This is a genomic window from Nonomuraea sp. KM90 (genome assembly GCF_052246675.1).
Classification (GTDB): domain Bacteria; phylum Actinomycetota; class Actinomycetes; order Streptosporangiales; family Streptosporangiaceae; genus Nonomuraea.
Window position 1 is genome coordinate 125,537 of sequence record NZ_JBQQCB010000006.1, and the last position, 23,717, is coordinate 149,253.

Annotated in this window: 23 protein-coding genes and 1 pseudogene; 16 read left to right on the forward strand and 8 right to left on the reverse strand. The window is 66.9% G+C overall.

Annotation, left to right across the window (positions count from 1 at the left end):
• Positions 1 to 19 precede the first annotated feature (19 nt).
• Positions 20 to 517 (forward strand): DUF402 domain-containing protein, encoded by a 498-nt coding sequence (locus ACTWPW_RS09715; protein WP_375115851.1) that lies wholly within the window; start codon positions 20 to 22, stop codon positions 515 to 517.
• A 53-nt stretch (positions 518 to 570) separates the two neighbouring features.
• Positions 571 to 780, forward strand: a complete 210-nt coding sequence (locus ACTWPW_RS09720) for a hypothetical protein (RefSeq protein ID WP_443168485.1) — start codon at positions 571 to 573, stop codon at positions 778 to 780.
• A gap of 20 nt (positions 781 to 800) precedes the next feature.
• On the opposite strand, the gene ACTWPW_RS09725 is transcribed toward ACTWPW_RS09720, so the two are convergent.
• Together ACTWPW_RS09725 and ACTWPW_RS09730 are read right to left on the reverse strand one after the other, a co-directional pair.
• On the reverse strand, positions 801 to 1,442 hold the full coding sequence (locus tag ACTWPW_RS09725; protein ID WP_375115850.1) for a response regulator: 642 nt from the start codon (positions 1,440 to 1,442) through the stop codon (positions 801 to 803).
• The gene (locus ACTWPW_RS09730) at positions 1,439 to 2,638 is read right to left on the reverse strand and encodes a sensor histidine kinase (protein ID WP_443168486.1); all 1,200 of its coding nucleotides are present in this window, start codon (positions 2,636 to 2,638) and stop codon (positions 1,439 to 1,441) included. Before ACTWPW_RS09730 ends, ACTWPW_RS09725 begins: the two co-directional genes overlap by 4 nt.
• A 113-nt stretch (positions 2,639 to 2,751) precedes the next feature.
• Between ACTWPW_RS09730 and ACTWPW_RS09735 the strand changes: the two are divergent.
• The 3 genes and pseudogenes from ACTWPW_RS09735 to ACTWPW_RS09745 form a co-directional block, all read left to right on the forward strand.
• A pseudogene (locus ACTWPW_RS09735) lies at positions 2,752 to 3,405 on the forward strand (ABC transporter ATP-binding protein); the annotation flags it as partial.
• Between the two features lie 62 nt (positions 3,406 to 3,467).
• Complete coding sequence (locus ACTWPW_RS09740) at positions 3,468 to 4,232, forward strand: ABC transporter permease subunit (protein ID WP_375115848.1); 765 nt, start codon at positions 3,468 to 3,470, stop codon at positions 4,230 to 4,232.
• 280 nt (positions 4,233 to 4,512) lie between these two features.
• Complete coding sequence (locus ACTWPW_RS09745; RefSeq protein WP_443168487.1) at positions 4,513 to 5,289, forward strand: ABC transporter permease subunit; 777 nt, start codon at positions 4,513 to 4,515, stop codon at positions 5,287 to 5,289.
• Positions 5,290 to 5,692: 403 nt separating this feature from the next.
• Here ACTWPW_RS09745 and ACTWPW_RS09750 read toward each other — a convergent pair whose 3' ends face one another.
• The 3 genes from ACTWPW_RS09750 to ACTWPW_RS09760 form a co-directional block, all read right to left on the reverse strand.
• Positions 5,693 to 7,378 carry a ribonuclease J gene (locus tag ACTWPW_RS09750; protein ID WP_375115846.1) on the reverse strand — a complete coding sequence of 562 codons (1,686 nt, stop codon included), beginning with the start codon at positions 7,376 to 7,378 and terminating at the stop codon, positions 5,693 to 5,695.
• Between the two features lie 54 nt (positions 7,379 to 7,432).
• A complete protein-coding gene (gene dapA, locus ACTWPW_RS09755; RefSeq protein WP_443168488.1) occupies positions 7,433 to 8,350 on the reverse strand; it encodes a 4-hydroxy-tetrahydrodipicolinate synthase in 918 nt (305 codons plus the stop codon).
• A gap of 712 nt (positions 8,351 to 9,062) precedes the next feature.
• Positions 9,063 to 9,509, reverse strand: coding sequence for a GNAT family N-acetyltransferase (locus ACTWPW_RS09760; RefSeq protein ID WP_375115844.1), 447 nt, complete (start codon positions 9,507 to 9,509; stop codon positions 9,063 to 9,065).
• A gap of 1,005 nt (positions 9,510 to 10,514) precedes the next feature.
• On the opposite strand from ACTWPW_RS09760, the gene ACTWPW_RS09765 reads away from it, so the two are divergent.
• Together ACTWPW_RS09765 and ACTWPW_RS09770 are read left to right on the forward strand one after the other, a co-directional pair.
• Positions 10,515 to 11,231: a GntR family transcriptional regulator gene (locus ACTWPW_RS09765; RefSeq protein ID WP_375115843.1), complete on the forward strand. Its 717-nt coding sequence runs from the start codon at positions 10,515 to 10,517 to the stop codon at positions 11,229 to 11,231.
• Positions 11,232 to 12,271: 1,040 nt separating this feature from the next.
• Positions 12,272 to 12,928, forward strand: coding sequence for a JAB domain-containing protein (locus ACTWPW_RS09770; RefSeq protein WP_375115944.1), 657 nt, complete (start codon positions 12,272 to 12,274; stop codon positions 12,926 to 12,928).
• 1,090 nt (positions 12,929 to 14,018) lie between these two features.
• On the opposite strand, the gene ACTWPW_RS09775 is transcribed toward ACTWPW_RS09770, so the two are convergent.
• Complete coding sequence (locus tag ACTWPW_RS09775; RefSeq protein WP_375115842.1) at positions 14,019 to 14,819, reverse strand: alpha/beta fold hydrolase; 801 nt, start codon at positions 14,817 to 14,819, stop codon at positions 14,019 to 14,021.
• Positions 14,820 to 14,876: 57 nt separating this feature from the next.
• Between ACTWPW_RS09775 and ACTWPW_RS09780 the strand changes: the two genes are divergently transcribed.
• The 4 genes from ACTWPW_RS09780 (at position 14,877) to ACTWPW_RS09795 (ending at position 16,884) form a co-directional block, all read left to right on the forward strand.
• Positions 14,877 to 15,350 carry a MarR family winged helix-turn-helix transcriptional regulator gene (locus ACTWPW_RS09780; protein ID WP_375115841.1) on the forward strand — a complete coding sequence of 158 codons (474 nt, stop codon included), beginning with the start codon at positions 14,877 to 14,879 and terminating at the stop codon, positions 15,348 to 15,350.
• A gap of 14 nt (positions 15,351 to 15,364) precedes the next feature.
• Positions 15,365 to 15,652: a pentapeptide repeat-containing protein gene (locus ACTWPW_RS09785; RefSeq protein WP_443168489.1), complete on the forward strand. Its 288-nt coding sequence runs from the start codon at positions 15,365 to 15,367 to the stop codon at positions 15,650 to 15,652.
• 162 nt (positions 15,653 to 15,814) lie between these two features.
• The gene (locus tag ACTWPW_RS09790; RefSeq protein ID WP_364128162.1) at positions 15,815 to 16,303 is read left to right on the forward strand and encodes a GntR family transcriptional regulator; all 489 of its coding nucleotides are present in this window, start codon (positions 15,815 to 15,817) and stop codon (positions 16,301 to 16,303) included.
• Positions 16,304 to 16,344: 41 nt separating this feature from the next.
• Positions 16,345 to 16,884, forward strand: a complete 540-nt coding sequence (locus ACTWPW_RS09795) for a GntR family transcriptional regulator (RefSeq protein ID WP_443168490.1) — start codon at positions 16,345 to 16,347, stop codon at positions 16,882 to 16,884.
• Between the two features lie 37 nt (positions 16,885 to 16,921).
• Here the strand turns inward: ACTWPW_RS09795 and ACTWPW_RS09800 are convergent, their stop codons facing one another.
• Positions 16,922 to 17,944, reverse strand: a complete 1,023-nt coding sequence (locus tag ACTWPW_RS09800) for a hypothetical protein (protein WP_375115837.1) — start codon at positions 17,942 to 17,944, stop codon at positions 16,922 to 16,924.
• 46 nt (positions 17,945 to 17,990) lie between these two features.
• Complete coding sequence (locus ACTWPW_RS09805) at positions 17,991 to 18,977, reverse strand: DMT family transporter (RefSeq protein WP_443168491.1); 987 nt, start codon at positions 18,975 to 18,977, stop codon at positions 17,991 to 17,993.
• Positions 18,978 to 19,152: 175 nt separating this feature from the next.
• Here ACTWPW_RS09805 and ACTWPW_RS09810 point away from each other — a divergent pair, with 175 nt between their 5' ends.
• From ACTWPW_RS09810 to ACTWPW_RS09830, 5 genes are read left to right on the forward strand one after another with little or no spacing between them, the layout of a single operon-like run.
• Complete coding sequence (locus tag ACTWPW_RS09810) at positions 19,153 to 20,580, forward strand: aminotransferase-like domain-containing protein (protein WP_375115835.1); 1,428 nt, start codon at positions 19,153 to 19,155, stop codon at positions 20,578 to 20,580.
• A gap of 29 nt (positions 20,581 to 20,609) precedes the next feature.
• Complete coding sequence (locus tag ACTWPW_RS09815; RefSeq protein WP_375115834.1) at positions 20,610 to 21,143, forward strand: CGNR zinc finger domain-containing protein; 534 nt, start codon at positions 20,610 to 20,612, stop codon at positions 21,141 to 21,143.
• A gap of 44 nt (positions 21,144 to 21,187) precedes the next feature.
• The gene (locus ACTWPW_RS09820; RefSeq protein WP_364128145.1) at positions 21,188 to 21,796 is read left to right on the forward strand and encodes a GNAT family N-acetyltransferase; all 609 of its coding nucleotides are present in this window, start codon (positions 21,188 to 21,190) and stop codon (positions 21,794 to 21,796) included.
• Positions 21,797 to 21,811: 15 nt separating this feature from the next.
• Positions 21,812 to 22,687 carry a 1,4-dihydroxy-2-naphthoate polyprenyltransferase gene (locus ACTWPW_RS09825; protein WP_375115833.1) on the forward strand — a complete coding sequence of 292 codons (876 nt, stop codon included), beginning with the start codon at positions 21,812 to 21,814 and terminating at the stop codon, positions 22,685 to 22,687.
• A 25-nt stretch (positions 22,688 to 22,712) separates the two neighbouring features.
• Entirely contained in the window at positions 22,713 to 23,711 is a 999-nt protein-coding gene (locus tag ACTWPW_RS09830; protein WP_443168492.1) for an adenosine deaminase, read from the forward strand.
• Positions 23,712 to 23,717 lie beyond the last annotated feature (6 nt).

Genomic DNA, 23,717 nt, shown 5'->3' on the forward strand with positions numbered 1-23,717 from the left:
ACACGGATAGGTTCATCACATGACTGATGTGCGAATCGTCTTTCGAAAGTACGGCGGCGCATTGCACTGGAACCACCCCGGCCGCCTACTTGGCGAGGATGAGCACGGCGTCTGGGCGGAAATCCCAGGAGGAACAGTCGCCCGCAAGGGCGAAGGCCCGCCTGTCACGTGGGAGTCAACCGCGATCATGTTGTTCCCCCGGGACGCCTGGTGGACCGCATCCTTCAACATGCCACCCCACAAAAGCGAGATCTACGTCGACGTCACCACCGTTCCCGAATGGAAGGACGACGAGGTCACCATGCTCGACCTGGACCTGGACGTGATCCGCCTGAGGAACGGGCGCCTGATCCTCGACGACGAAGACGAATTCGCCGAACACCAACTCCTGCTTAATTATCCACCTGAATTAATCACACGAGCAGAAGAAACCGCACACTGGCTACTGGACGCAGTCGGAGAGAGAAAAGGCCCTTTCGGCGGCGCACATCTGGAATGGCTCGCAAGAGCCACCTAATCCCATTCAACTCAAATTTCAGCACTCACACCCAGCATCCCCAACATAATCACATGCTCACGCCCACGCAAGTCAAGCCAAGCAAGCCAGGCCAACAACCCAAACAATCGATCAAGCAATCATCCAAGAAATATGCCCGACACATCACCCTGGCACAACCACAATCGCGATCACCACACTACGACCGCTTTGCCGCTATTACCGAAATCCGCCACTTCCACCGCAGAACCCACAACACCAACACCGCAGCACCATCATCCTAACCGCACCACCGGCGACAATCTCATCCGGCAGCCGAAACCAACCCACTCTCATACGCCACAATAACAAGCTGCGCCCGATCCCGAGCCTCCAGCTTAGCCAGCAACCGCGTGATATGTGTCTTAACCGTAGCCAAACTCACCTGCAAATAAGCAGCGATCTCACCATTCGACAACCCTCGCGCAATCAACATCAGCACTTCCCGCTCCCGCTCCGTAACCCCCTCGAGCCCCTTCACCCGAGGCAGTACGGGCGTACGCGTGAACTCCTCGATCAGCCTGCGGGTAACCGTAGGAGCCAGCAGCGCCTCCCCACCCGCCACCACCCGAACAGCAGCAAGCAAATCCGCAGGCGGCGTATCCTTCAGCAGAAACCCACTCGCCCCAGCCCGAAGCGCATCGTAAACATAAGCATCCAGATCGAACATCGTCACAACCAAAACCCGAGCAACGTCCTTGATACGCCGAGTAGCCTCAATCCCATCCATTTCCGGCATCCGTACGTCCATAAGAACCACATCCGGACGCTCCTCCAACGCCACGGCAACCGCTTCAGCCCCGGTCGCAGCCTCTCCGACCACCTCCAGGTCAGGCTCGGAGTCGACCAACACCCGGAAACTACCCCTGAGCAACGCCTGATCGTCGGCAATGACCACTCGGATCACTTGACCTCCTCATAGGGCAATTTCGCGAATACTCGAAACCCCCGCCCCGGAAGGCTCCCGGCTTCAAACGAGCCACCGTACATCATGACCCGTTCCCGCATCCCAATAAGCCCATGCCCGGCACCGGCTGAGGGCAAAGTACGCCGCCCCGGCCCATCATCGGTCACCTCGATCCGTACATTCTTGCTGTCAGCGACCACGGACACCCGGCAGCGCGCGGGCGCGGCATGTTTCACAACATTGGTCAGCGCCTCCTGCACAATGCGATAAACCGAGAGCGCCACGCCCTCAGGCAGCCGTTTCCACTCCTCTGGCCCTTCGCGTAGCCCTTCCTCGTCACCGGCCTCAATGCGGAGCTCGAGCTCAACGTCGACCCCCGCCAGCCGAGCCTGTCCCGCCAAGCCCCGGATTCCCGCCAGGCCGGGCGCGGGCACCAGGTCGGGCACCGCAGTGGACCGCAGCACACCGAGCAGGTGTCGCATTTCGACAAGCGCACTTCGGCTGGCGGTCTCGATCACGCGCAAAGCGTCGTGCGCCTCTTCCGGCTTGGTCGCCAGGACGTGATTGGCGACGCCCGCCTTGACAGCGATCAGCCCCACGTTATGCGTGACGACATCATGCAGCTCGCGAGCAATCCTTAACCGCTCCTCCGTCACAGCCTGCGCCGCCAGCCGCTCGGCGTCACGAGCCGCGAAAAATCTGCGCTCCTGCACGGCGCGGCCGATCGTCCATGCCCCTCCCAGTGCCCCGATGCCCAAGAGCGGCTGGTCGAGGTGCAACAGCCAGTTCGGAGCTGTGCCTTGCGGCGCGCCCGCCATGGTCAGGCCCAGGACAGCGGCCAAGCTGACCGCCGCGATGGCCGACGTAGGGATCGCCGGACCGCGCCCGTCGGACAGAGCAACGACATAGAGGGCGTACGAAGGCGCGAGGTAAGCGAATCCCACGGTGTCCACCAGCACGGCATAGACGGCGAGCACCAGGGTGAAGCAGAAGACCGGCAGAGGCCACAGCCTGCGCAGGGCCAGCGGCAGCCCCAGTGCGAAGGGAAGGGCGATCCGCATCCACGGAGGCATGGCCGTGGCGTGAAGTGTCACCGTGAACAAGGTGAACCCCAAGAACAACCCCACCAGCGCATCGAACATGATCAGCTGATGCCGGCTCAGGCGCCTGGCGAAGAAGGGGTGCGTGTCGTCCACGCGTTGAACCGTAGCCGCTGAACCCGCGTGCCCACGTCAACCCACGGTCTGACCTTGAGGTTCGAACCGTGGTCCGACGCGCCGGCCACCCACCGTCCCGCATCCTTTACCGCGTGATCGAACTCCAACACCTCACCAAGCGCTACGGCGGCACGCTCGCCGTGGACGACCTGTCCTTCATGGTCCAGCCCGGCCACGTGACCGGCTTCCTGGGGCCCAACGGCGCCGGCAAGTCCACCACGATGCGCCTGATCCTCGGGCTCGACGCCCCGACATCCGGCCAGGCCCTCGTCAACGGGCGTCGATACACCGCGTTGAGAAGGCCCATGCACGAGGTCGGGGCCCTCCTGGACGCCGGCGCCGTCCACGGTGGACGCAGCGCCTACAACCACCTTCTCTGCCTGGCCCGCACCAACGGCATCGGCGCGATACGCGTGGCCGAGGTCCTCGAGCAGGTCGGACTTTCGGGCGTGGCGCGCAAGCGCGTAGGCGGCTTCTCCCTCGGCATGAAACAGCGGCTCGGCATCGCGTCCGCACTGCTCGGTGATCCGGGCGTGCTGATGTTCGACGAACCGGTCAACGGCCTTGATCCCGACGGCGTGCGCTGGATCCGCGATCTGATGCGTTCGCTGGCCGCCGAGGGCAGGACCATCCTGCTCTCCAGCCATCTCATGAGCGAGATGGCTCTCACCGCCGAGCGCATCGTCATCGTCGGCCGCGGCAGGCTCGTCGCCGAGGCCACCGTCGCAGAGCTGACAACGCGCTACCCATCGCTCGAAGACGCCTATATGGCCTTGACCGCCGACAGTGTCCAATATGGAGCGGCCCGATGAAGACGGTCCTTTCCTCCGAATGGCTGAAGCTCCGCTCGGTGAGAGCGACCCATCACGCGATCGGCATCGCAGCCCTGATGGTGGTCCTGGGCGTCATCTGGACGTTCTACGTGAGCAGCCTCGCCGACGAGCGCGGCACGCTCCGCGCAGCCGCCCCCGAGGAGGGTTTCCTGCCGCTGGTCCAGATCAGCCTGGCAGTGCTCGGCGTGCTGGCGATCACTTCCGAATACGCCACGGGCATGATCCGCACCAGTCTCGTCGCCGTCCCGAAACGCAGCACCTTACTCCTGGCCAAAGCAGGCATCGTCGGCCTGGCCACGTTCGTGGCCGCCAATTCGACCCTCCTGCTCACTTATGCCACGAGCCGCCTGATCGCGAACGATCGTCACCTCGGCTTCAACGAGACCTCATTCGCCGACGACCTGCCGATGCTGTTCGCGTCCGGCCTCTCGGTGACCGCCCTGGCCCTGGTAGGTCTCGGCCTCGGCGCGGCCATCCGGTCCACAGCGGGAGCCATCGTGTCGGTCGTGGCCATGCTGTTCGTGCTGCCCGGCGTGGTCAACTACCTGCCTCCGCCGTGGAACACGCGCATCGCCACACTTCTTCTGCCGAACCTCGTTCCGCAGATAGCGGATCAGCGACTGTCGTCCCGCCTCGGCGACGGCCTCCTGCCTCCCTGGGCCGCGCTCGCCGTGCTCCTCGCCTACCCGATCGTCGCCCTCACCATCGGCTACTACGAGTTCAAGCGGAAAGACGCGTGACCTTCCCCATTCCAACCCCGCAGCCCCACACCAGTCCTCCACCCGCCCACCCCAACCCCCGCGCTTTGGGGGATCACACCCGCGCGTGCGTCACCTCACTCGAAGTGGACCACCTGCACCAGCATGTCCCGGCCGCCCACATGAACCCCCGCCCATCCACTCAGCCTGCCTCTGGCCCAGCCACCCGGGCCGGCGACAACTGCCCACGACCGCCTGCCGTGAAAGCAACCACGAGAACGAATCCATGGATGAGACCGCTCGGCTACGCCCCGGTACGCACATGAACATCCTCACCTCCGAATGGCTGAAGATCCGCTCGGTCCGCTCGACCCACCTGATCCTCGCCCTCAGCCTCAGCACCGTCCTTCTCGGCCTGGCAATCGCCGTAATGGCCGCGGGCACGCACGACGCTGCTCCCCCCGAGCAGCAGAGCAGAGCCCGGATCGCCAACCTGGAGGAGGCCCTCGTGATCGTTCCCCAGCTCTGCATGGGCATCCTGGGCGTCCTGATCATCACATCCGAATACGTAACAGGCCTGATCAGGACGAGCCTGACCATCGTCCCCCGTCGCTGGCCCGTCCTGGCCGCCAAATCCGCGATTGTCGGCACGCTGGGCCTGATCGTCGGTGCGCTGGCTGTCTTCGGCACCTATTTCGCGGCTCGAAGCGCGCTCGGCGACCGCTTCTCCGGTGCATACTCCACTGCATTCGGAGACCGGCTACCACTCCTGCTCACGCACAGTCTGACAGTGGCGATTTTCGCGCTGCTCGGCCTGGGGCTCGGCGCGCTCCTGCGCTCCACGGCAGGCGCGACGGCGATCATCGCAGGCCTCGTCTATGTAGTCCCCATCATCATCGGCAACATCCCCGAACCGTGGAGCGAACGCCTCGGCTCACTGATGATCGGCGCACTACCCCGTCAGATCACCGGCGACCTCATCACCACTTCGGTGTACGGCTCGCTCCTGCCTCCCGCGGCAGCCGCCGCGGTCATGATCGCGTACGCGGCCGTTCCCCTGCTTGCGGCCATCTGGCTGGTACGCCGAAGGGACGCCTGACATGTGGACCCGACCGGTTCCCAAGATTTGGATGCCAGCGCTCCTCCGACGCCATGCCCTCACGCATCAGGGCGCAAGCCGCCTGCTCCAGCAAGCACGCCGGCCCCGCACCACAGCCTGGCGAACAACGGCCCAGCCAGACCGTCCAAGACGGCCCCGTGGCCTTGCCTGTCACCTCGCAACCACGACAACAGCCGCCACCACCGCCACAGCACAGCGACAGCAAAAGTGGGGCCCGGACGAAGCCACCTGTACATACGGCCTTCCAACCGCGCGCGCCTTCGACCTTCCGCCACAGGTGGGGCAGACAGATACGCATGCCCTTCCGCAGGTACGACAGCCCACGGCGCACGCCCATCCACAGGTACGGCAGACGAAAACGTCTGCCGTACCGTCAGGAGGCTCAGACTTCGAGCACCACAGGGATGATCATCGGGCGACGGCGATAGGTGTCGCTGACCCAGCGCCCCACCGTACGACGCACGACCCGGCGGATCTCCTGCATGTCGACGACGCCGTCCGCGGCCTTCTCCTGGAGGGCCCTTTCGATCTGCGGAATGAACTCGTCGAACTGCATGGGGTCGATGCCCGACCCGCGCGCGTGGATCTCGGGGCCGGCGGTGAGCTTGCCCGTGTTGGAGTCGACCACGATGACCACGGAGATGAACCCCTCGTCGCCCAGGATCCTGCGGTCCTTGAGCGAGGTGTCGGTGATCTCGCCCACGGACGAGCCGTCGACATAGACGTACCCGGCATGGACCGCGCCGACGATCTTGGCACGCCCATCGACAAGGTCCACCACAACGCCGTCCTCGGCGATCACGATGTGGTCATCGGGAACGCCGGTGAGGGCCGCGAGCTTGGCGTGCGCGCGCAGATGACGCCACTCACCGTGAACGGGCATGAAGTTCGACGGACGCGTCAGGTTGAGGACGTACAGGAGCTCGCCGGCGGCCGCGTGACCGGAGACGTGCACCTTGGCGTTGCCCTTGTGCACCACCCGGGCGCCCCACCTGGTCAGCCCGTTGATGACCTTGTTGACGGCGGTCTCGTTGCCCGGCACCAGGGACGAGGCGAGCAACACGGTGTCGCCCTCGGCGATGCGAATCGGATGATCGCGGTTGGCCATTCTGGACAGTGCCGCCATCGGCTCGCCCTGGGAGCCGGTGCAGACGAGCACCACATCCTTGGGCGGCCATTCCTCGATGTCGCGCGAGTCTACGATCAGCTCCGGCGGCACCTTGAGATATCCGAGGTCACGGGCCACTCCCATGTTGCGCACCATCGACCGTCCGACCAGGGCCACCTTGCGGCCGTGCCTGGCAGCGGCATCCATGACCTGCTGGATGCGGTGCACGTGCGAGGCGAAGCTGGCCACGATGACGCGTTGCTCGGAGGTGCGGATCACCTCATCGATGACCGGCGCGATCTCCCGCTCACTGGTGACGAATCCCGGCACCTCGGCGTTGGTGGAGTCGGACATCAGCAGATCGACGCCCTCGGTGCCGAGCCTGGCGAACCCGCCGAGGTCGGTGAGGCGGCCGTCGCTCGGCAACTGGTCCATCCGGAAGTCGCCGGTGTGCAGGACGATGCCCGCAGGCGTCCTGATCGCGACGGCCAGAGCGTCGGGGATCGAGTGATTGACCGCGAGGAACTCGCAGTCGAAAGGCCCGAAGACGTGTCGTTCGCCCTCGATGACCTCGAGTTTGGTCGGTTGGATTCGATGCTCGGTCAGCTTGGCCTCGATCAGGGCAAGCGTGAGCCTGGAGCCGATGAGCGGGATGTCGCGCCGCTCGCGCAGCAGATACGGCACCGCCCCGATGTGGTCTTCGTGGGCGTGGGTCAGCACCACGGCCTCGACGTCGTCGAGCCGGTCCCTGATGTACTCGAAGTCAGGCAGGATGAGGTCGACACCCGGCTGGTCGGGCTCGGGGAACAGTACCCCGCAGTCGACGACCAGCAGGCGACCGTCATATTCGAAGACGGCCATGTTCCTGCCGATTTCCCCCAACCCACCGAGCGCGACGATGCGCAAGCCGCCTTCAGGCAGCGTCGGCGGGGGGCCAAGCTCAGGATGCGGATGGCTCATGCCTGGCCCCCACGGTCAGATCTTGTTCTCAAAACTCCCGGTTCCTCCCCGTTCCTATACGTCTGTCAACTTCACCCCGCCGGCCACCAGGCAAGCACGCAGCTCGGCGATTTGCTTCTCTGTTGCGTCCACGAGCGGCAGCCGCACCGGACCGGCCGGCACCCCCACCATGCTCAGTGCCGCCTTTGCCATGATCGCGCCGCCCGCACGCAGCATGATCCCGTCCACCACGGGTGCCACCTGGCTGTTTACGGCCAGGGCCTGGGCGACGTCGCCGTTCTTGTGCAGGTGGATCATACGCGCCAACTCGGCACCCACCACGTGCCCGACGACGCTGACGAACCCGGCCGCGCCAAGGGAGAGCCAGGCCAGGTTGAGCAGGTCGTCGCCGGAGTAGAAGGCGAGATCCGTCGAGGTCATCACCTGGCTGGCGGCGAACAGGTCTCCCTTGGCGTCCTTCACGGCGACGATGCGCTCGTGCTGCGCCAGCCGGATCAGGGTCTCCGTCTTGATCGGTACGCCGCTGCGTCCCGGAATGTCATAGAGCATCACGGGAAGGTCGGTAGCGTCGGCGACAGCGGTGAAGTGCCGATACAGGCCCTCTTGCGGGGGCTTGTTGTAGTACGGCGTCACCACCAGCAGGCCGTGCGCACCGGCACGTGCTGCCTGCTTCGCGAGTTCGACGCTGTGACGGGTGTCGTTAGTGCCGGCGCCGGCCACCACTGTCGCGCGATCGCCGACCGCATCGAGGACAGCGTTGACGATGCGCTGCTTCTCGTCGTCCGAAGTAGTGGGCGACTCGCCGGTCGTCCCATTGACGATCAAGCCGTCATTGCGCTGCTCGTCCACCAGATAGGTGGCAAGCCGTCGCACAGCCACATAATCGACCTCGCCGTCGGAAGTGAACGGCGTGACCATCGCGGTCAGCATACGGCCGAAGGGCGCGTCGGTGGTTCCAGTTGGCGATGCCATAGTGCGAACGCTACCTGGATTCAGAAATCCATTGGACGTCGCCACCCCGCTTTGCCTGCCTGGAACCGCTTTTTGCCCCCTTTCGCCGGCATCTGGCCCCCCAGCCACCCGACGCCTGGCGGCTCAGCCGACTCCAGCAGCCACACCACCGACCACGTTCTCCAATCACACCATACGGCTCAATCCGGGTCCCCGGCGCACCACCGCAAACGGGGATCCAGCAGCGATCCGCCCCGGATCCCCTTAATCCCACCCATGTCCACCTGCATGGCGGCGAGTCCAAGCCCTCCAACCCAACTGGACCGTCTGTCGCCGATGTCACGCGACCACCACCGTTTGGCGAGACATGCATATCCGCGAGTGACGCCTCACCACCTGCAAGGGCGCGCCCACACTCCACTTGGCCGTTGCGTGCAGCTCGATCGGTTACCGAAGCGGCGCCCGGAAGGACACCCGACCCATGAACCGTTACGGGCTGGACAGCCGCCCAACCGGCAAACGCCACGGTGGGGCGGGACTCCAACGCATCCGACTCTGCCCGCCCGGGACGACCGAAAGACCCCCGTCCTCGGTCCCGGCAGGCTTGTGGGCACGCACCCGGCCGCGTCGGCTGGGCACGTACCTGGCCATGTCGGCGACAGGTGTGTCGACGTGCCGGAGCACGTCGGACGAGGTCGAGTCGCGGCTTACGACATCGCCACGCAATCCATCCCTACTTCGACAGTTCGATCTGGTATCGGATGAAGCCGCGATTCTCGGCCACTTGGTCGTACAGGCGCCGCGCCGTGCTGTTTGACTCGTGCGTGTTCCAGTACACACGGGAGCAACCGCGCTCCCGAGCCCAATCCGTGACAGCTTCGATCAACGCCCGCCCCACGCCTCTGCCACGGACATCCGGTGCGGAGAACAGGTCCTGCAGATAGCAGACGTCAGTGTCGGGCGCCGAGGTGTTCCCGTGGGTGAGGAAGTGCGTGATGCCCACCAGGCGCCCGTCCAGCCGCGCCCCCAGGGCGTGCAACCGGCCGTCCGCCTGGAACTCGTGCCATGCCCGGTCGTACATCTCGTCCGGCTCGACTCTCTCGTAGAAGTCGATGTACGCACGGAACAAGCCCTCCCAAACGTCCCGATCGGACGGGAGAAGCCGGCCAATGTCGATCATGAAGGTCCCTCGAAGTGATGCATCCCGTCGTGCGACGGGACAGCCATGGTGCTGTTCGGCGATCCAGAGGCATGGCCTGGTCGTAGGTCGCCGGAACGGCTTCGACGTCACAAGTTAGAAGAAGGTGACTCTTCCCGGTTACGGCCACTCCATGGCGATACCGGATGACCACTTGCCTCATGGCGTCAAAGAACCGGCTCTGATCATGGAGGAATACCCGTACGCCGTGCCCTCGCGACCTACGTAACTCCAGAGCGCGAGACCGTAACCCCCAGAGCACAACCGCCGGGCGCCGAGCACCCGGACCGCATCTCGATCCCAAGGCATGAGATGACTGCTGCGAACATGCGGGGGCGAGGTTGAGCGGCAAGGTGACGGAAGGCGCGTGCAGTGGCAAGCGAGGGCGTTTAGGCGCGGATGCGGCGGCGCGAAGCGAGGATGCGAGACGCGAAGACGTACAGCCAACCCGAAGCACAGGCACCGCGAAGGCGTACGCCCGAAGCCCTGCGGTGCAAGGCAGGTGCAACCGAGATGCGCACTCAGCCACATGCGCCCCTACAACGTCCAACCTGAACTTGCGTAACTTGAAGATTCGCGAGGTAAGGATGGCAGAGTAAGGACACGAGCTTTGAGGATGTCGCTGGTGAGGATGGGGATGGGCGCTTGCGGAGGTGGCGGGCCGGACGTGCCGGTGTCGGCCGAGTCTGCGTTCGAGACGCCTCACAGCTTCCCCAATAACCGCATCCGACCAGGGCGTTCGTTACCCGGGAGCGTCGTGGCTCCAGGGGCCGGACATGGAAGAGGTCGCCGATATGTGCTCGGGGGTACACACATCGACGACCTCTACCGGAGAATCGGCACCCCTTACATCTGCGTTACAGGGTTTCTCCGATAATTTTCCGCCATCGCAAAGTTGGGGCTCCAGCAGTCATCGATGACGGTCGGTTACCTGCCGAATACGGCAACATGGGGCAACGCCTCACACGAACCCCCAGGGATGGACTAGTGGCCACCTCAGATCCGGTCTACCTGCGTGTCGTCGAAGACATCCGGCGACAGATCACCGACGGCACCCTTCCCCCCGGCGCGCCGATTCCCTCGCGGGCGCAGCTGACCCGCAAGTATCAGGTCGGCGAGACTGCCGCTCGTCACGCACTACGTGTGCTCGCGGGCGAAGGCCTCATCATAGGCCGCGTGGGCTCGGGTCATTACGTCAGGGAACGCCCCGACCTAACCCCGCTGTACCGATGGCGGTTTCTCGATCACCCTGCCCCCTTCGCCGCCGATCTGCAATCTCAAGGCAGACGTGTGACGTGGGACTGGCACAGCGAACCGGCCGAGGCGGGGCCGGATATCGCCAGGCGGCTACGGCTGCCGGAGTCCGCCACGCTGACCAAAACGCATTATGTCTTCCGCGGAGACGGCAGACCGCTGCAGCTTGCCACGTCCTATGAGCTACGGGAGTTCGCTCCTCACACGGACGAGGAGCGCCGGAGCCTGGTCGCGAGGATGTACGCGCATGGCATAAAGATCACGGAGATCGTCGAAAGCGTACAGACCCGCATCCCTCGCCCGGTGGAGAGCGATGCGCTGGATCTGGCGGCGGGCGTGCACGTTCTGCACGTGGAACGTACCCATTGGGCAGGCGATCGGCCCGTCGAGACCAGCGACATCGTCATTCCGGGCGATCGCTTCCGGGTCACGTACAGCATGCCCGTTTAGACGGGGAGGCGCGGGAGGCCTCTTGGTGAGCGCGTTCTCACCGGGGCCTCCCGGTCTGACCCAGTGATGACCTGTGCCGCCCCTGGGAGAAGGGCCGGCCCGACTCGACTCGTCAGGCCCGACGATCACGCACTCGCCGGGCCAGCGTCGGCTCATGAGCGTGGAAGATCATCGGCGTTGCGCGCCCCACCGTGCTGATCCCAGTGCTTCCTGGGGTTGGCATCACGCGTGAATTTCCCGTCCGCCAGCACGATCGTGCTGCGTCAGGGCGCCTGAGGAAACCGGTGTGGGTCATGCTCCGGTCCGATCTCGGCATCGGCCGAACGCTCGTCGGAGTTTGTGGCATGCCCGGCACGCCGCGAACCTGCCAGAGCACGCGGAAGGCGGTGGGGCTTGGTGCCAGAGCGCGAGGTATGTGGGGCTGGTGTCGCAGTCGGGTACGCCGGCTACGGCGGGGTCCCGGCTGCCCTTCCGACAGTGGCACCCGACTGCCCTCCGACCGTGGCACGGTCCATGCGGGCGGATTGGCGGCGCCCTCTCCTCATGTCGCGCTAACACGGCGCATGGGGGGGCCGATTCGCCGTGACGCCAGGCCTTAGCTGACGCACCCGCCCACCGCGTGGGGAGGCGTCGCGTGGGGAGGCACCGCGTGGGGAGGCGCGCCGAATCGCTCTTGCACATGGTCTCTGAGCACCTCCATTCACCACCTGCGTCGGATGGACTGGTCGGAGGGATGGTCGTGCAGGCGATCCCGTGGTTGTTGGCGACCCGCCGGACGCTGTCGCTGTACGAGATCGTCACGCGGACGACCGCCTGGGCGCGATGGTGATCGACGAGGCATGCCAAGGAGCCCGGCTGGACTCACCTGAACGTCCACCCGCGTGCGATGGCCGCCGGGGACGTTGCGTACACACCATCGCTGTTGGGCGTGCCGGCAGGTGGCGGGACATGACGGACAAGCGGTCACGAACCACTTCGGGGCGAATGTGCAGGTCAGAGATTGTCGGTGGGCGTTGGTACAACGGTTGCGGAGGTTGCCGATGCGAGTCAAAGATCTGTCCAAGAGCGATCGGCCGCGCGAGCGGCTCATGTCCATCGGTGCTGCCGCCCTGGCGGACCGGGAGCTGCTGGCCGTGCTGCTCGGCTCGGGATTCCGCGGGGCGAGCGCCCTCGACCTGGCCAGCCAGGTGATCGAGCACTGCGGGGATCTCGACGCCCTCGCGCGTTCCGATCCGCATCGGTTACTCACTTTGCGCGGTATCGGTCCGGCCAAGGCCGCACGGGTGACGGCGGCCTTCCATCTCGTACGCCGAGCGCAGGCGTGGCCCGAGCGAGAACGCATCACCAGCACGTCCGACCTGGCCCATGCCTGCGCTCCGTTGCTGCGCGACCGGACGCAGGAGCGGTTGGTCATGGTGGTGTGCGACACCGGTGGGCGGGTGCTGAAGCGGTCGGTGCTTACCGAGGGTGGGAGCGATCACACGGTGATGCCCGTACGTGAGTTGATCACGGAAGTGCTCACCTCGGGCGGGGCGATGTTCGGTCTTGCGCACAACCATCCTGGCGGATCACTCGACCCGAGCCCGGAGGACCTCGAGGCCACGGCCATGATCCTTGAGGCCGCACGGACGGTGGGGTTGCGGCTTCTCGACCATCTGATCGTCGCGGACGGATCCTGGAGGCGAATCCCCCTTTAGGGCAATTCATGTCTTATAAACCAACTCCACAGCGAAAGTTAACTTCTGTGATGCGCAAAGGGCATGATCCCGCATATAGCGCCGAACCGAGGTTTTCCAAGGGACGACCATGAGAACCTAATGGCGCGGGTAGGCCGTTATGGACGTCAGCCGGCCATTACTCGTCATGGCGTGGTTCCGCGCACCTCCTGGAAGCGCGGGATCACGCCATGGTCTCCCGCTGATCCCGGGTGAAGCCCATTCCTCCCTCTGAGATCTGGGCAGGCGCGTCGCCCGGGATCGCGCGAAGACACACGGTGCGTTTTCCACGGATGTGACGGCCACGGTTTGATTCGGTGGTCATCGCTCGATGTGGTCGTCATGGCCTGGTGCGGTGGTGATGACACGTACTCGACTTGCGGCCGCGCCTTTCTCGCGGTCGGGAGGCCCGGACTCTGCGGCCACTGCTTACTGCTGCCGCCCCCGCTGTCTCGGTCCAGGACGGGCGAGGGGTCGGCGTTGCGGACGAGGCTCAGTGTGCCGCAGTCGCCGAGACTCGGCGTGCCTTGTCGCCCCGAGGATGGGACGCGGGGTCCGTTCGGCAACGGTGTGGCGCCAGCGCCTTTGGCTTTCGCCGCGGCTCCACAACAAAAGTCGGAGCCACCGGTCATGTGAACCCTTCACCGGCCGGTGGTGCAGGCATCAGAATGTGTCTGCGGCCATCGCGCTCGATGTCCTTCTGAACTGCGTCTTCAAAAGGACCGCGATGGCCGTCACCATTTCTTCCACCTCGGCAATTCGACGACCAATCGGTCAAGGGGCGCAAGGAAGAGCGCTCCTTCACAAGGCCGACAGCACAACGGACTGCCATCGTGCCGCGAATGTCCGTGGTTCGATCCTGTGCTCGCAGGGACAAGCGGACCAAAATTGTGCAGGTCCGCACCAAATTCCGGCATTGGTTGCAACTACGGCGGGATACGTGAATTTAGGGTCTGTTTGCTGAGCGTGGAGATTTGTGGAGGTGCCGTCATATTGGCAACGGCATGGTGACGATGGCATCTTCGCGCTCCGCGGCTGCGGCCGCCTTGCCAAGCTGGCGGGGCAGTTGTGTTCATCTGGTTGCCAGGTGGTCAGCGGGTAGGCCGTCCAGGAAGTCTGCGAGGATCTTGTTGAAGACGTCCGGACGCTCCATGTTGGGATAGTGCCCGGCCTGGTCGATCGACGCTGTACGGCCGTTCGCGACGGTCCGGGTCAGGCGTTCGGCCATGCCGATGTGGTCAGGCGAGTCGACGGCGCCGTTGATGGCCAGCACGGGAACGTCGATCGTGGCCACGCGCTCCCACGTGTCGCGTACCGGGATGAGCAGGTTGGGCTCGCCGGCGGTGTGCTTGGCCATGGTGCCCCTGGCCATGCGTCGCAGGCGGGCAACGACCTCGGGATCGAGATCGTCGAGAGGGCGGTGCGGACCCGCGCCGAGGAGCGTGAACGCCTCCACGGAGGCGTCCAGATCGCCGGCGGCCATCGCCGAGTGCCAGGTGGTCATGGCCTGGGTGGTCCAGGGGTCGGTGAAGTAGGGCTCGCTGGTTCCGGCACCACCGACCACCACGGCGCTGACCAGGTCCGGGTGCTCCAGCGCGGTGTCGACGGCGACGCTCGCGCCCATGGAGACGCCCACCAGGACGGCGGGGCCGGTGTCCAGGTGGCGTAGCAGCGCGGCCAGGTCGTCGGTCAGCCGGTACGGCTCCGTACCGTTGGCGGAGCGGCCGTGACCGCGGGCGTCAGGGGCGATGACCCGGTAGCGCGAGGCGAAGGCCGGGATCTGGTCCTCCCACATGCGGTGGTCGAGGAAGCCGCCGTGCAGCAGAACGAGGGGACGGCCGGTGCCGGTGTCGAGCCAGAACAGATCCTTCATGACAACCAAGGTGTCACTTCTGGAGAAGGATGACAACTAAGGTGTCATCATGAAGGGGTGAGTGAGACGGATCCGGCCCAGGTGTCCGGAGAGCTGACCGACCGGCTGACCGAGGTGTTCGACCTCGTGGGGCCGCTGTACCGGCGTGCCCAGCGCAAGGTGGAGCAGGACGCGCCCATCGAAGGGCTGTCGGTCGGGGTTCGGGCGGTGCTCAATCTGCTCCGCGAGCACGGGCCCATGACCGTTCCCCAGATGGGGCGGGCTCAGGCGCTGAGCCGGCAGTTCGTACAGCGCATGAGCAACGACGCGGCCGAACGAGGTCTGGTGGAGTTCGTCGGCAATCCGGCACACAAGAGGTCCTCGCTCGTCCGACTCACCGGGGAGGGCCGGGCCGCGATCAACGCCGTGATGGACCGTGAGCGGGCGGTGCTGCGCCAGGTCGGTGGTGACCTGACCGAGGCGGAGGTGGCCGCCTGCCTCCGAGTACTCTCCCGTCTCCTCCGGCTTCTCGACGACGTCGAGGTGGATTAGGGCGCGTCGCATGGGTGGCGGGCAGGACGGTCGAGCGGTCTGGCCCGGCGCCCCAGTACGTGGCTGTGCTGGGGCTCGTCGGCGGACCGGCGGACTTGGCGTCGGCGGTGGCCGTGCTGTTCGGCGGGTTCGGGCAGGTGGCGAAGGCGGGAGCGGTCGTGGCGCGGGCGATCCTGGCGCGGGCGATCCTGGCGCGGGCCGTCCTGGCGCGGGCCGTCCTGGCGCGGGCCGTCCTGGCGCGGGCCGTCCTGGCGCGGGCCGTCCTGGCGCGGGCCGTCCTGGCGGTCCTGGTGTTCGCGTGAGAGTTGTCGGTGGCGACCGGCTCATCGTCCGCGGAGTCGAGCGGGATGGGCGATGGACGCGTTCGCCGTCTGACGGGCACCCCGTCGGCATGACCATGCCAATGGGGACTGCCTCGGCGGTCTTTCCGCAGGCAGGGCCGGTGCCTGTTCTATAATCCGGGCGTGCTGGATCGCGCGGGGCCCGTGCCCATATACAAGCAGGTCGCCGACCTGGTTCGCGATCAGATCGAACGCGGTGAGCTCGGCGCCGGCGATCCCGTCCCCAGTGAGGCCACCCTCGAGAGGCACTACGAGATCGCCCGGACCACCGCCCGGCGGGTGGCCAGGGAGCTGCGGGAGCAGGGGCTGGCGTACACGATTCGGGGCGAAGGCACGTTCGTCGGGCGGCCGGGCACGCCGCGGTCGCCGAGGAGGATGCCGATTTATCGGAAGATCGCCGGAGAGGTCGCCGAACGTATTCAGCGGGGCGAGATTCCCCCCAACCGGGCAATTCCCGGCGAGAAAGTGATGATGCGCCAATATGGCGCCGCAAAGGTGACCGTACGCCAGGCTGTCGCGCATCTCCGGGATCAGGGCTGGGTCTTCACGGTGCCATATCGGGGCACATACGTGACCGACCCCGAAAAATGGCCCATAAATCAGGGTTCTTGATTGCCCCTCCTTTGGCGGGGCCCTTGGATTACCCTTGAGGCGTGCTGAATCGCGAGGGTGACACCTATCTATATCTGCAGATCAGCGAGGTCATCAGGGCGCGCATCATGGCCGAGCTCTCCCCTGGAGATCTCGTGATCAGCGAGGTCATCAGGGCGCGCATCATGGCCGAGCTCTCCCCTGGAGATCTCGTGATCAGCGAGGCGGGGATCCAGCGGGAGTTCAAGGTCGCGCGCACCACCGCGCGCAGGGCGATTCGGGTGCTGCGGAACCAGGGGCTGGTCCACACGCGGCAAGGAGAGGGAACGTTCGTCAACGTCCCGGGGCAGACCGGCCCCTCGGGGCGGCGGACGCCGTTCTATCGACATATCGCCGGTGAAATCCGGGAGCGGATAAGAAATCGCGAGCTCGTGGCGTGCCATCTGATTCCGAGCGAGGTCGAGCTGGTCCGTGCATACGGGGCCGCGCGCGAGACCGTACGCCGGGCCATTGCCGTGTTGCGTGAGGAGGGATGGGTGTACAGCGTTCCGCATCGCGGGAGTTATGTCGCTCCCGAGGAGCGGTGGCCCTCCTGCGATTAGGGCAGGAATGGCACCGGGCGCCGCCGGCCGGCCAGGGTCAGAAGACCGGGATGATTTCCTCCGGGTCGATGAAATCGACCTGTACGCCCTCCAGGTCCAGCTCAGGAATGGCCGGGAAGGCGATCCCCCAGCGTTCCACTATCGCGCGGATTCGCGCCATCGCCACGCGCCAGTTCTCCGCCTGCTCGTCGTACGACAGGACGCCCAGCCCCGCCTCCCTGGCGTGGTCCATGAGGACGCGGTGGTTGCCCAGGAAGTACGGCGGGAGCTCCCAGAAGCCCTCAGGCGGTTCCCAGAGAATCATGCTGAGGAAGACGAAACCCGCTCTGAGCTGACGGGTGATGAGGCTACGCGTGTCCTCCGTGAGGCCCGGCCATTCGTTCTCCAGGATGGTCATGCAGATTTGCAGATGGCGGGACTCGTCGCGGCCGATGCGCTGGAACATCTCGCTGAAGACCGGGTGCGTGGTGCCCGACGCCATGCCCCTGAACAGGGTGGATGCGGCCATCTCCCCCATCATGAAGCTCGTGAACAGGACCGGCAGCGAATATCTCCCCACGGCTGAGGTGTAGCCGGTCCAGTAGCGACCGCCGTTGTGATAGAGCCAGCCGATGTTGTTGTGCGCGGCGGATTCGAGGTCGTCGGACGGGGTCCAGTCGAGCGGGCCGCCCGGCCAGAGTTTGGCGATGGTGCGCTGGCAACATTCCTCGTGGTTCATCTCGTCACGGGTGATCGAGAAGAAGCACTTCCTCACGGGGTCTTCTTCGTGTTTCTCGAAGGCCTGGATGGTGGCCCGGGCGAAGACCGCGGGCCCCGAGGCGTCGAAGTTCGCCAGGACCGCGAACCAGTACATGATGCCCAGGCGCTGCTCCCGCGTGAAGTCGTCCGGGCTCAAACCGTCCCAGGGAAGGTCGGCCGGGTTCCAGAGCACGCGCTTGGACTTCTCGTATATGGCGGCGAGTTTCTCCGTCTCCACTCGCCATTCCATGGGATAGATGTTGGGTTGCGGGATCTCCGGCGCCGGCCAGAAGCCGCCTTCTGGGATCGTGAGGTCCGCCATGGTTGTGACACCTCCTCTCCTATCCTGCGGGGTGGCGTCACGGCTTTCAAGTACGGGCGCGCTGGGTGATGGCCACGCAGACGAGTACGGCCAGCGCCGCCGCCACCGTCGCGGGGCCGAAGCGCTCGCCCATCAGGAACCACGCCCAGATGAGGGTCAGGAGGGGCTGGGTGAGCTGGGTCTGACCGGCCCGGGCTATGCCGCCTCTGGCCAGGCCCGCGTACCAGGGGATGAAACCGATGAACATGGAGACCGCCGACACATAGGCGAAGCCGGTCACGGCCTGGGGGGTGAGGGTGATGGGGGTGGTGAGGGCCAGGACCGCCGTGATGGGGGCCGTCAGGGGGAGTGACAGTACGAGGGTGTGGGAGATGACCTGCCAGCCCGGGGTGTGCCTGGACAGGCGGGCGCCCTCCGTGTAGCCGACCGCGGCCGAGAGGAGGGCGCCGATCAGGAGCAGGTCGGGCCACGACGGTCTGCCCTGGTGCTGGATGAGGGTGAACGTCGTGATGGCGATGGCGCCGGCCGTACATGCTGCCCAGAACAGGGGGCGGGGGCGTTCCGAGGCCCGCAGGACGGCGCAGGCGGCCGTGGCCGCCGGGAGCAGGCCGGTGATCACGGCGGCATGGGCCGTGCTGGCGCCCAGGTCGAGGGCCAGGCCGCTGAAGACCGGGAAGCCGAAGACCACGCCGAGAGAGATCAGGGCGTAGGCGGGCCATTGGGACTTCCGGGGAAGGAGAGGGCGGTTGGTGGCTTTCAGGCAGGCTACGGCTATGGCGCCTGCTATCGCGGCTCGGCCTATTGCCACCAGCCACGGGTTGAAGCCCTGCATCGCGTGGACGGTGGCGGGGAAGGAGCCGGAGAACGCCAGGACGCCCAGGAAGGCCAGGGCCGTGCCTTGGCGGTGGCGCTTGTGCTGGTCGGTGGTGGGTGGCTGGGCACTGTCCGTGGAGGTCGGGGGCTGAGCGCCGTCGGATTGCGCCGAGCCGGACCGTTCGACGCCTCGCCGACGCGGCGACCCTGGGGGACCCACGGCCACGGGATCCGCGGTCAGCCCCGGGGCAGCGGGCGCGGCGCCCAAATGAGCGGATGCGGGGCCCGGATGAGACGACGCGGCGCCCGGGTGGGTGGCGGTGGGCGGTGGGCGGCGGTTCGAGGGGGCAGGGACCGCTACTCCTTCGGGAGCAGTAGCGCTATTCTCATCCTTCATGGACAACGATAGCAGTATCGCCCAGATCGCCGCGATGCTGCGCGAAGAGGCCGACCGGCTGGGGCCGGGGGCGCGGTTGCCGTCCAGCCGGGAGATCATGCGCCGGCACAACGTCAGCCCCGTCACCGTGTCCCGGGCCATCGGGCAGCTGACCGCCGAAGGACGGGTGGTGACGAGGCCGGGCAGTGGCGCGTTCGTGGCGCAGCGGGTCAGCCGCGCGCAGGACGCCGCCGACCTGTCCTGGCAGACCGTGGCCCTCGGCGATCGGGTGGTCGACGACGGGCCGGTCTCGATGCTGCTGGGCGCGGCGCCCGAGGGGGTGGTGCCGTTGACCGGCGGGTACCTGCGGCCGGGGTTGCGGCCGGACCGGCAGCTCGCGGCCGCGGCGGCGCGGGCCGTACGCCGGCCGGACGCCTGGGCCATGCCGCCCCTGACGGGCCTGCTGGAGTTGCGGCGGTGGTTCGCGACGCAGGCCGGTGGCGACATGACCGCGGCCGACGCGTTGATCGTGAGCGGCGGGCAGGCGGCGCTCACGCACGCGTTCAGGGCGCTGGCGGCGCCGGGGACGCCGATCCTGGTCGAGACGCCCACCTATCCGGGGGCGCTGGCGGCGGCCAGGGCGGCGGGGCTGCGCGCCACGGCCGTGCCGATGGACCGCGACGGCGTACGGCCGGAGCTGCTGGCCGAGGCGTTCGCCGTCACCGGGGCGCGGGTGTTCTTCTGCCAGCCCACCCTGCACAACCCCACCGGTGCCACCCTGTCGCCGGAGCGCCGGGAGCAGGTGCTGCAGGTGGCCAGGGCGGCGGGGGCGTTCGTGGTGGAGGACGACTTCGCCCGCTACCTGACCGAGCAGCCGCCCCCGTCGCTGGCGTCCATGGACCAGCACGGCACCGTGGTGCACATCGTGTCGCTGACGAAGATCCTGTCGCCGAGCATGCGGGTGGCGGCCGTCATCGCCAGGGGGCCGGCCGCGCACCGGCTGCGGGCGAGCCAGCTCGTGGAGTCGTTCTTCGTGGCGCGGCCGCTGCAGGAGACGGCGCTGGAGTTCGTGGGCTCGCCGGCCTGGCGGCGGCATCTGGCGACCGTGCACGCCGAGATCATGACCCGCCGCGACGCGCTCGCCGCGGCGCTCGCCGCGCGCATGCCGGAGGCCGAGCCACACCTGCTGCCCGCCGGCGGGATGCACCTGTGGGTCCGGCTGCCGGCGGAGGTCGACGAGAACGCCCTGGTGGAGGCCGCCAGGCGGAACGGGGTGCTGGTGAGCCCGGGCCGGATGTACTACGCGTCCGAGCCGCCGGGGCCGCGCATCCGGGTCACGCACATGGCCGCCGCCCATCTGGCGGAGCTGGGGGAAGGAGTCCGGCGGCTCGCCGAGGCACTCTCCGAAGCGACGGCGATCGGTTCTCCGAGGACGTGGCGATCATAGGCGTCCGGCCCGCCGAGTAGAGTGACGGCATGCAGTTCTCCGCGGAGCTCGTACGTGACGCGGAGCTCGTACGAGACTTCGTGAACACCTTCGACGTCGAAGTCCAGGCGGACGAGCTGTCCTCCCCCGCCGAGCTGGCCCTGTGGCTGCGCGAACGCGCCCTCATCGGCCCCGGCGACCGCGCCACCGACGACGACCTCCAGACCGCTCACTCCCTCCGCGAGGGCCTCAGGGCCGCGCTCAGGCGCGAGGCCGCCGATCTCCCGGCGCTCCCCCTCAAGGTCGGCGTGCGGGCGGGGGAGCGGCCGGAGCTGGTTCCCGCCACGGGTGGTGTGCAGGGCGGGCTGGCCGGCATCGCCGCGGCAGCCACGGGCGCGTCGTGGGACCGGCTCAAGGTGTGCGCGGAGGGAACCTGTCAGTGGGCGTTCATCGACTCGTCGAAGAATCGTTCCCGCTCGTGGTGTTCTATGCGGGTATGCGGCAACCGCACCAAGACACGGGCTTACCGGGCGAGGAAGCGGGGTTCGCGTCATCTCCAAGGCTCAAACACCGATACGGTGTAACTCGTGCCTTGTGGCACGAACGGCAGGCGAAGGAGCGGGCCGAGATGGCAGACGTAGGCGTCCGGGCGGCCCGGCGCGAGGATGTGCTCCAGGTTGCGAACACTCAGATCCGCGCCTGGCGCTACGGCTATCGGGACTTCCTCCCCGAAGGCCCACTCGAGCAGATGACAGGCGCGGCGGCCGAGAAGATGTGGCTGCGCCAGTGGGACGAGGCGATCGTCGCACCTCCCACGTCCATGCATCGGGTTCTGGTGGCGGTGGAGACCATCCTCGACACCGAGGGCTTCCCGGCCCTCGGCGCGGGTGGCAGCGCCGCCCTCGTCACCCCCCGCGGCGGAGAGCGCGTGGTCGGCCTGGCCTCCCATGCCCCCGCCGAGGATCCCGACCTCGACCCCAGCGTGGTGGCCGAGATGCTGACGCTGCTGGTCGACCCCGACTTCGTACGCCGGGGCCACGGCAGCCGCCTGCTCAACGCCACGGTCGACTACCTTCGTGAGGACGGCTTCCGCCAGATCGTCACCTGGGTGTTCGCCGACAACTACGCGGTGCTCGGTTTCCTGGAGTCGGCCGGCTGGGGCGAGGACATGGCCGAACGTGTCCTCGACATGGGCCGCCCGATCCGGATGGTCAGGCTCACCACAGACATCAGCTAGAGGTTGAAGAAGGATATGGCAACCCCCGGCCAGTGGCTCGCCGGCGCCCGCCCGCGCACACTGCCCAACGCCGTCGTGCCTGTCATGGTCGGCACCGGCGTCGCGATCGGCGAAGACGGCTTCGTGTGGTGGCGGGCGATCCTGGCGCTGCTCGTGGCGCTCTCACTGCAGATCGGCGTCAACTACGCCAACGACTACAGCGACGGCATCCGTGGCACTGACGACCAGCGGGTCGGCCCGATGCGGCTGGTCGGCTCGCGCGCGGCCACGCCGCGGCAGGTGCTGATCGCCGCCCTGGGCTGCTTCGCGCTCGCCGCGGTGCTGGGCCTCGTGCTGGTGCTGGTCACGCGGGCGTGGTGGGTGCTGGTGGTGGGCGCGCTGGCGATCGCGGCCGCCTGGTTCTACACGGGCGGCAAGCACCCGTACGGCTACCGCGGGCTCGGCGAGCTGGCCGTGTTCGTGTTCTTCGGGGTCGTGCCGGTGGTGGGCACGGCGTACGTGCAGACCGAGCAGCTGAGCTGGCCTGCGCTGTTCGCGTCGATCCCGGTGGGGCTGCTGTCGTGCTCGATGCTGGTGGTCAACAACCTGCGTGACGTCGGCACGGACGGGCAGGCGGGCAAGCGCACGCTGGCGGTGCTGCTGGGGGCCGAGCGCACCCGTACGCTCTACGTGGCCTGCCAGGTCGTGCCGTTCGTGGTGGCGCTGGCGATGATCCCGATCACGCCGTGGGCGGCGCTGGTGCTGCTGGCCGCGCCGCTGGCGATCCAGCCGATCCGGACGGTGCTGGGCAAGGCGGTGGGCCCGGCGCTCATCGCGGTGCTGCAGCAGACGGGCAAGCTGCAGATGGCGTACGGGGTGCTGTTCGCGGTGGGCCTGGCCATCATCTTCTAGCGGGCGACCGTTCTAAGGTGGGACGGTGAAGGATTTCATCGCCGGACTGCCCAAGTGCGAGCTGCACCTGCACATCGAGGGCACGCTGGAGCCCGAGCTCAAGTTCGAGCTGGCCAGGCGCAACGGCCTCGAGCTGCCCTATGCGACGGTCGAGGAGATGCGGGCGGCCTACACCTTCGACAGCCTGTCCTCCTTCCTGACGATCTACTACGAGGGCATGCGGGTGCTGCGCACCGAGCCCGACTTCTACGATCTGGCCATGGCCTACCTGCGCAAGGCCGCCGAGCAGAACGTCCGCTACGCCGAGATCTTCTTCGACCCGCAGGCGCACACCTCGCGGGGCGTGCCGTTCGACGTGGTGATCCGGGGGCTGCGGCGGGCGCTGATGGACGCGCACGCGCAGCTCGGGGTGCGGGCGCAGCTGATCATGTGCTTCCTGCGCGACTTCCAGGCCGAATACGCGATGGCGACGCTGCTGGAGTCGCTGCCGTACAAGGAGTGGATCGCCGGGGTCGGGCTGGACTCCGACGAGAAGGGCAACCCGCCGAGCAAGTTCGCGGCGGTCTACGAGCGGGCCCGGCAGGAGGGCTACCTGCTGACCATGCACTGCGACGTGGACCAGGACAACGCGATCGAGCACATCCGCCAGGCCATCGAGGACATCGGCGTCGACCGGATCGACCACGGCGTCAACATCCTGGAGGACCAGCGCCTGGTCGAGGCCGTGCTGGCGCGGGGCATCGGGCTGACCTGCTGCCCGATCTCCAACGGCTACGTCACCGAGTCGATGAAGGCCGAGGGCATCCGCAAGCTGATGGACCTGGGTGTGCGGGTGACGATCAACTCCGACGACCCGGCCTATTTCTCGGGTTACGTGGCGGAGAATCTGGTGGCCGTCCAGGAGGCCCTGCAGCTCGGCCGGGAGGACCTGGCCCAGCTCCAGCGCAACGCCTTCGAGATCACCTGGCTGCCCCGGCGGCTCAAGGACGCCTATGTCGCCGAGGTCGACGCTTATGTCTCGTGACGGCGT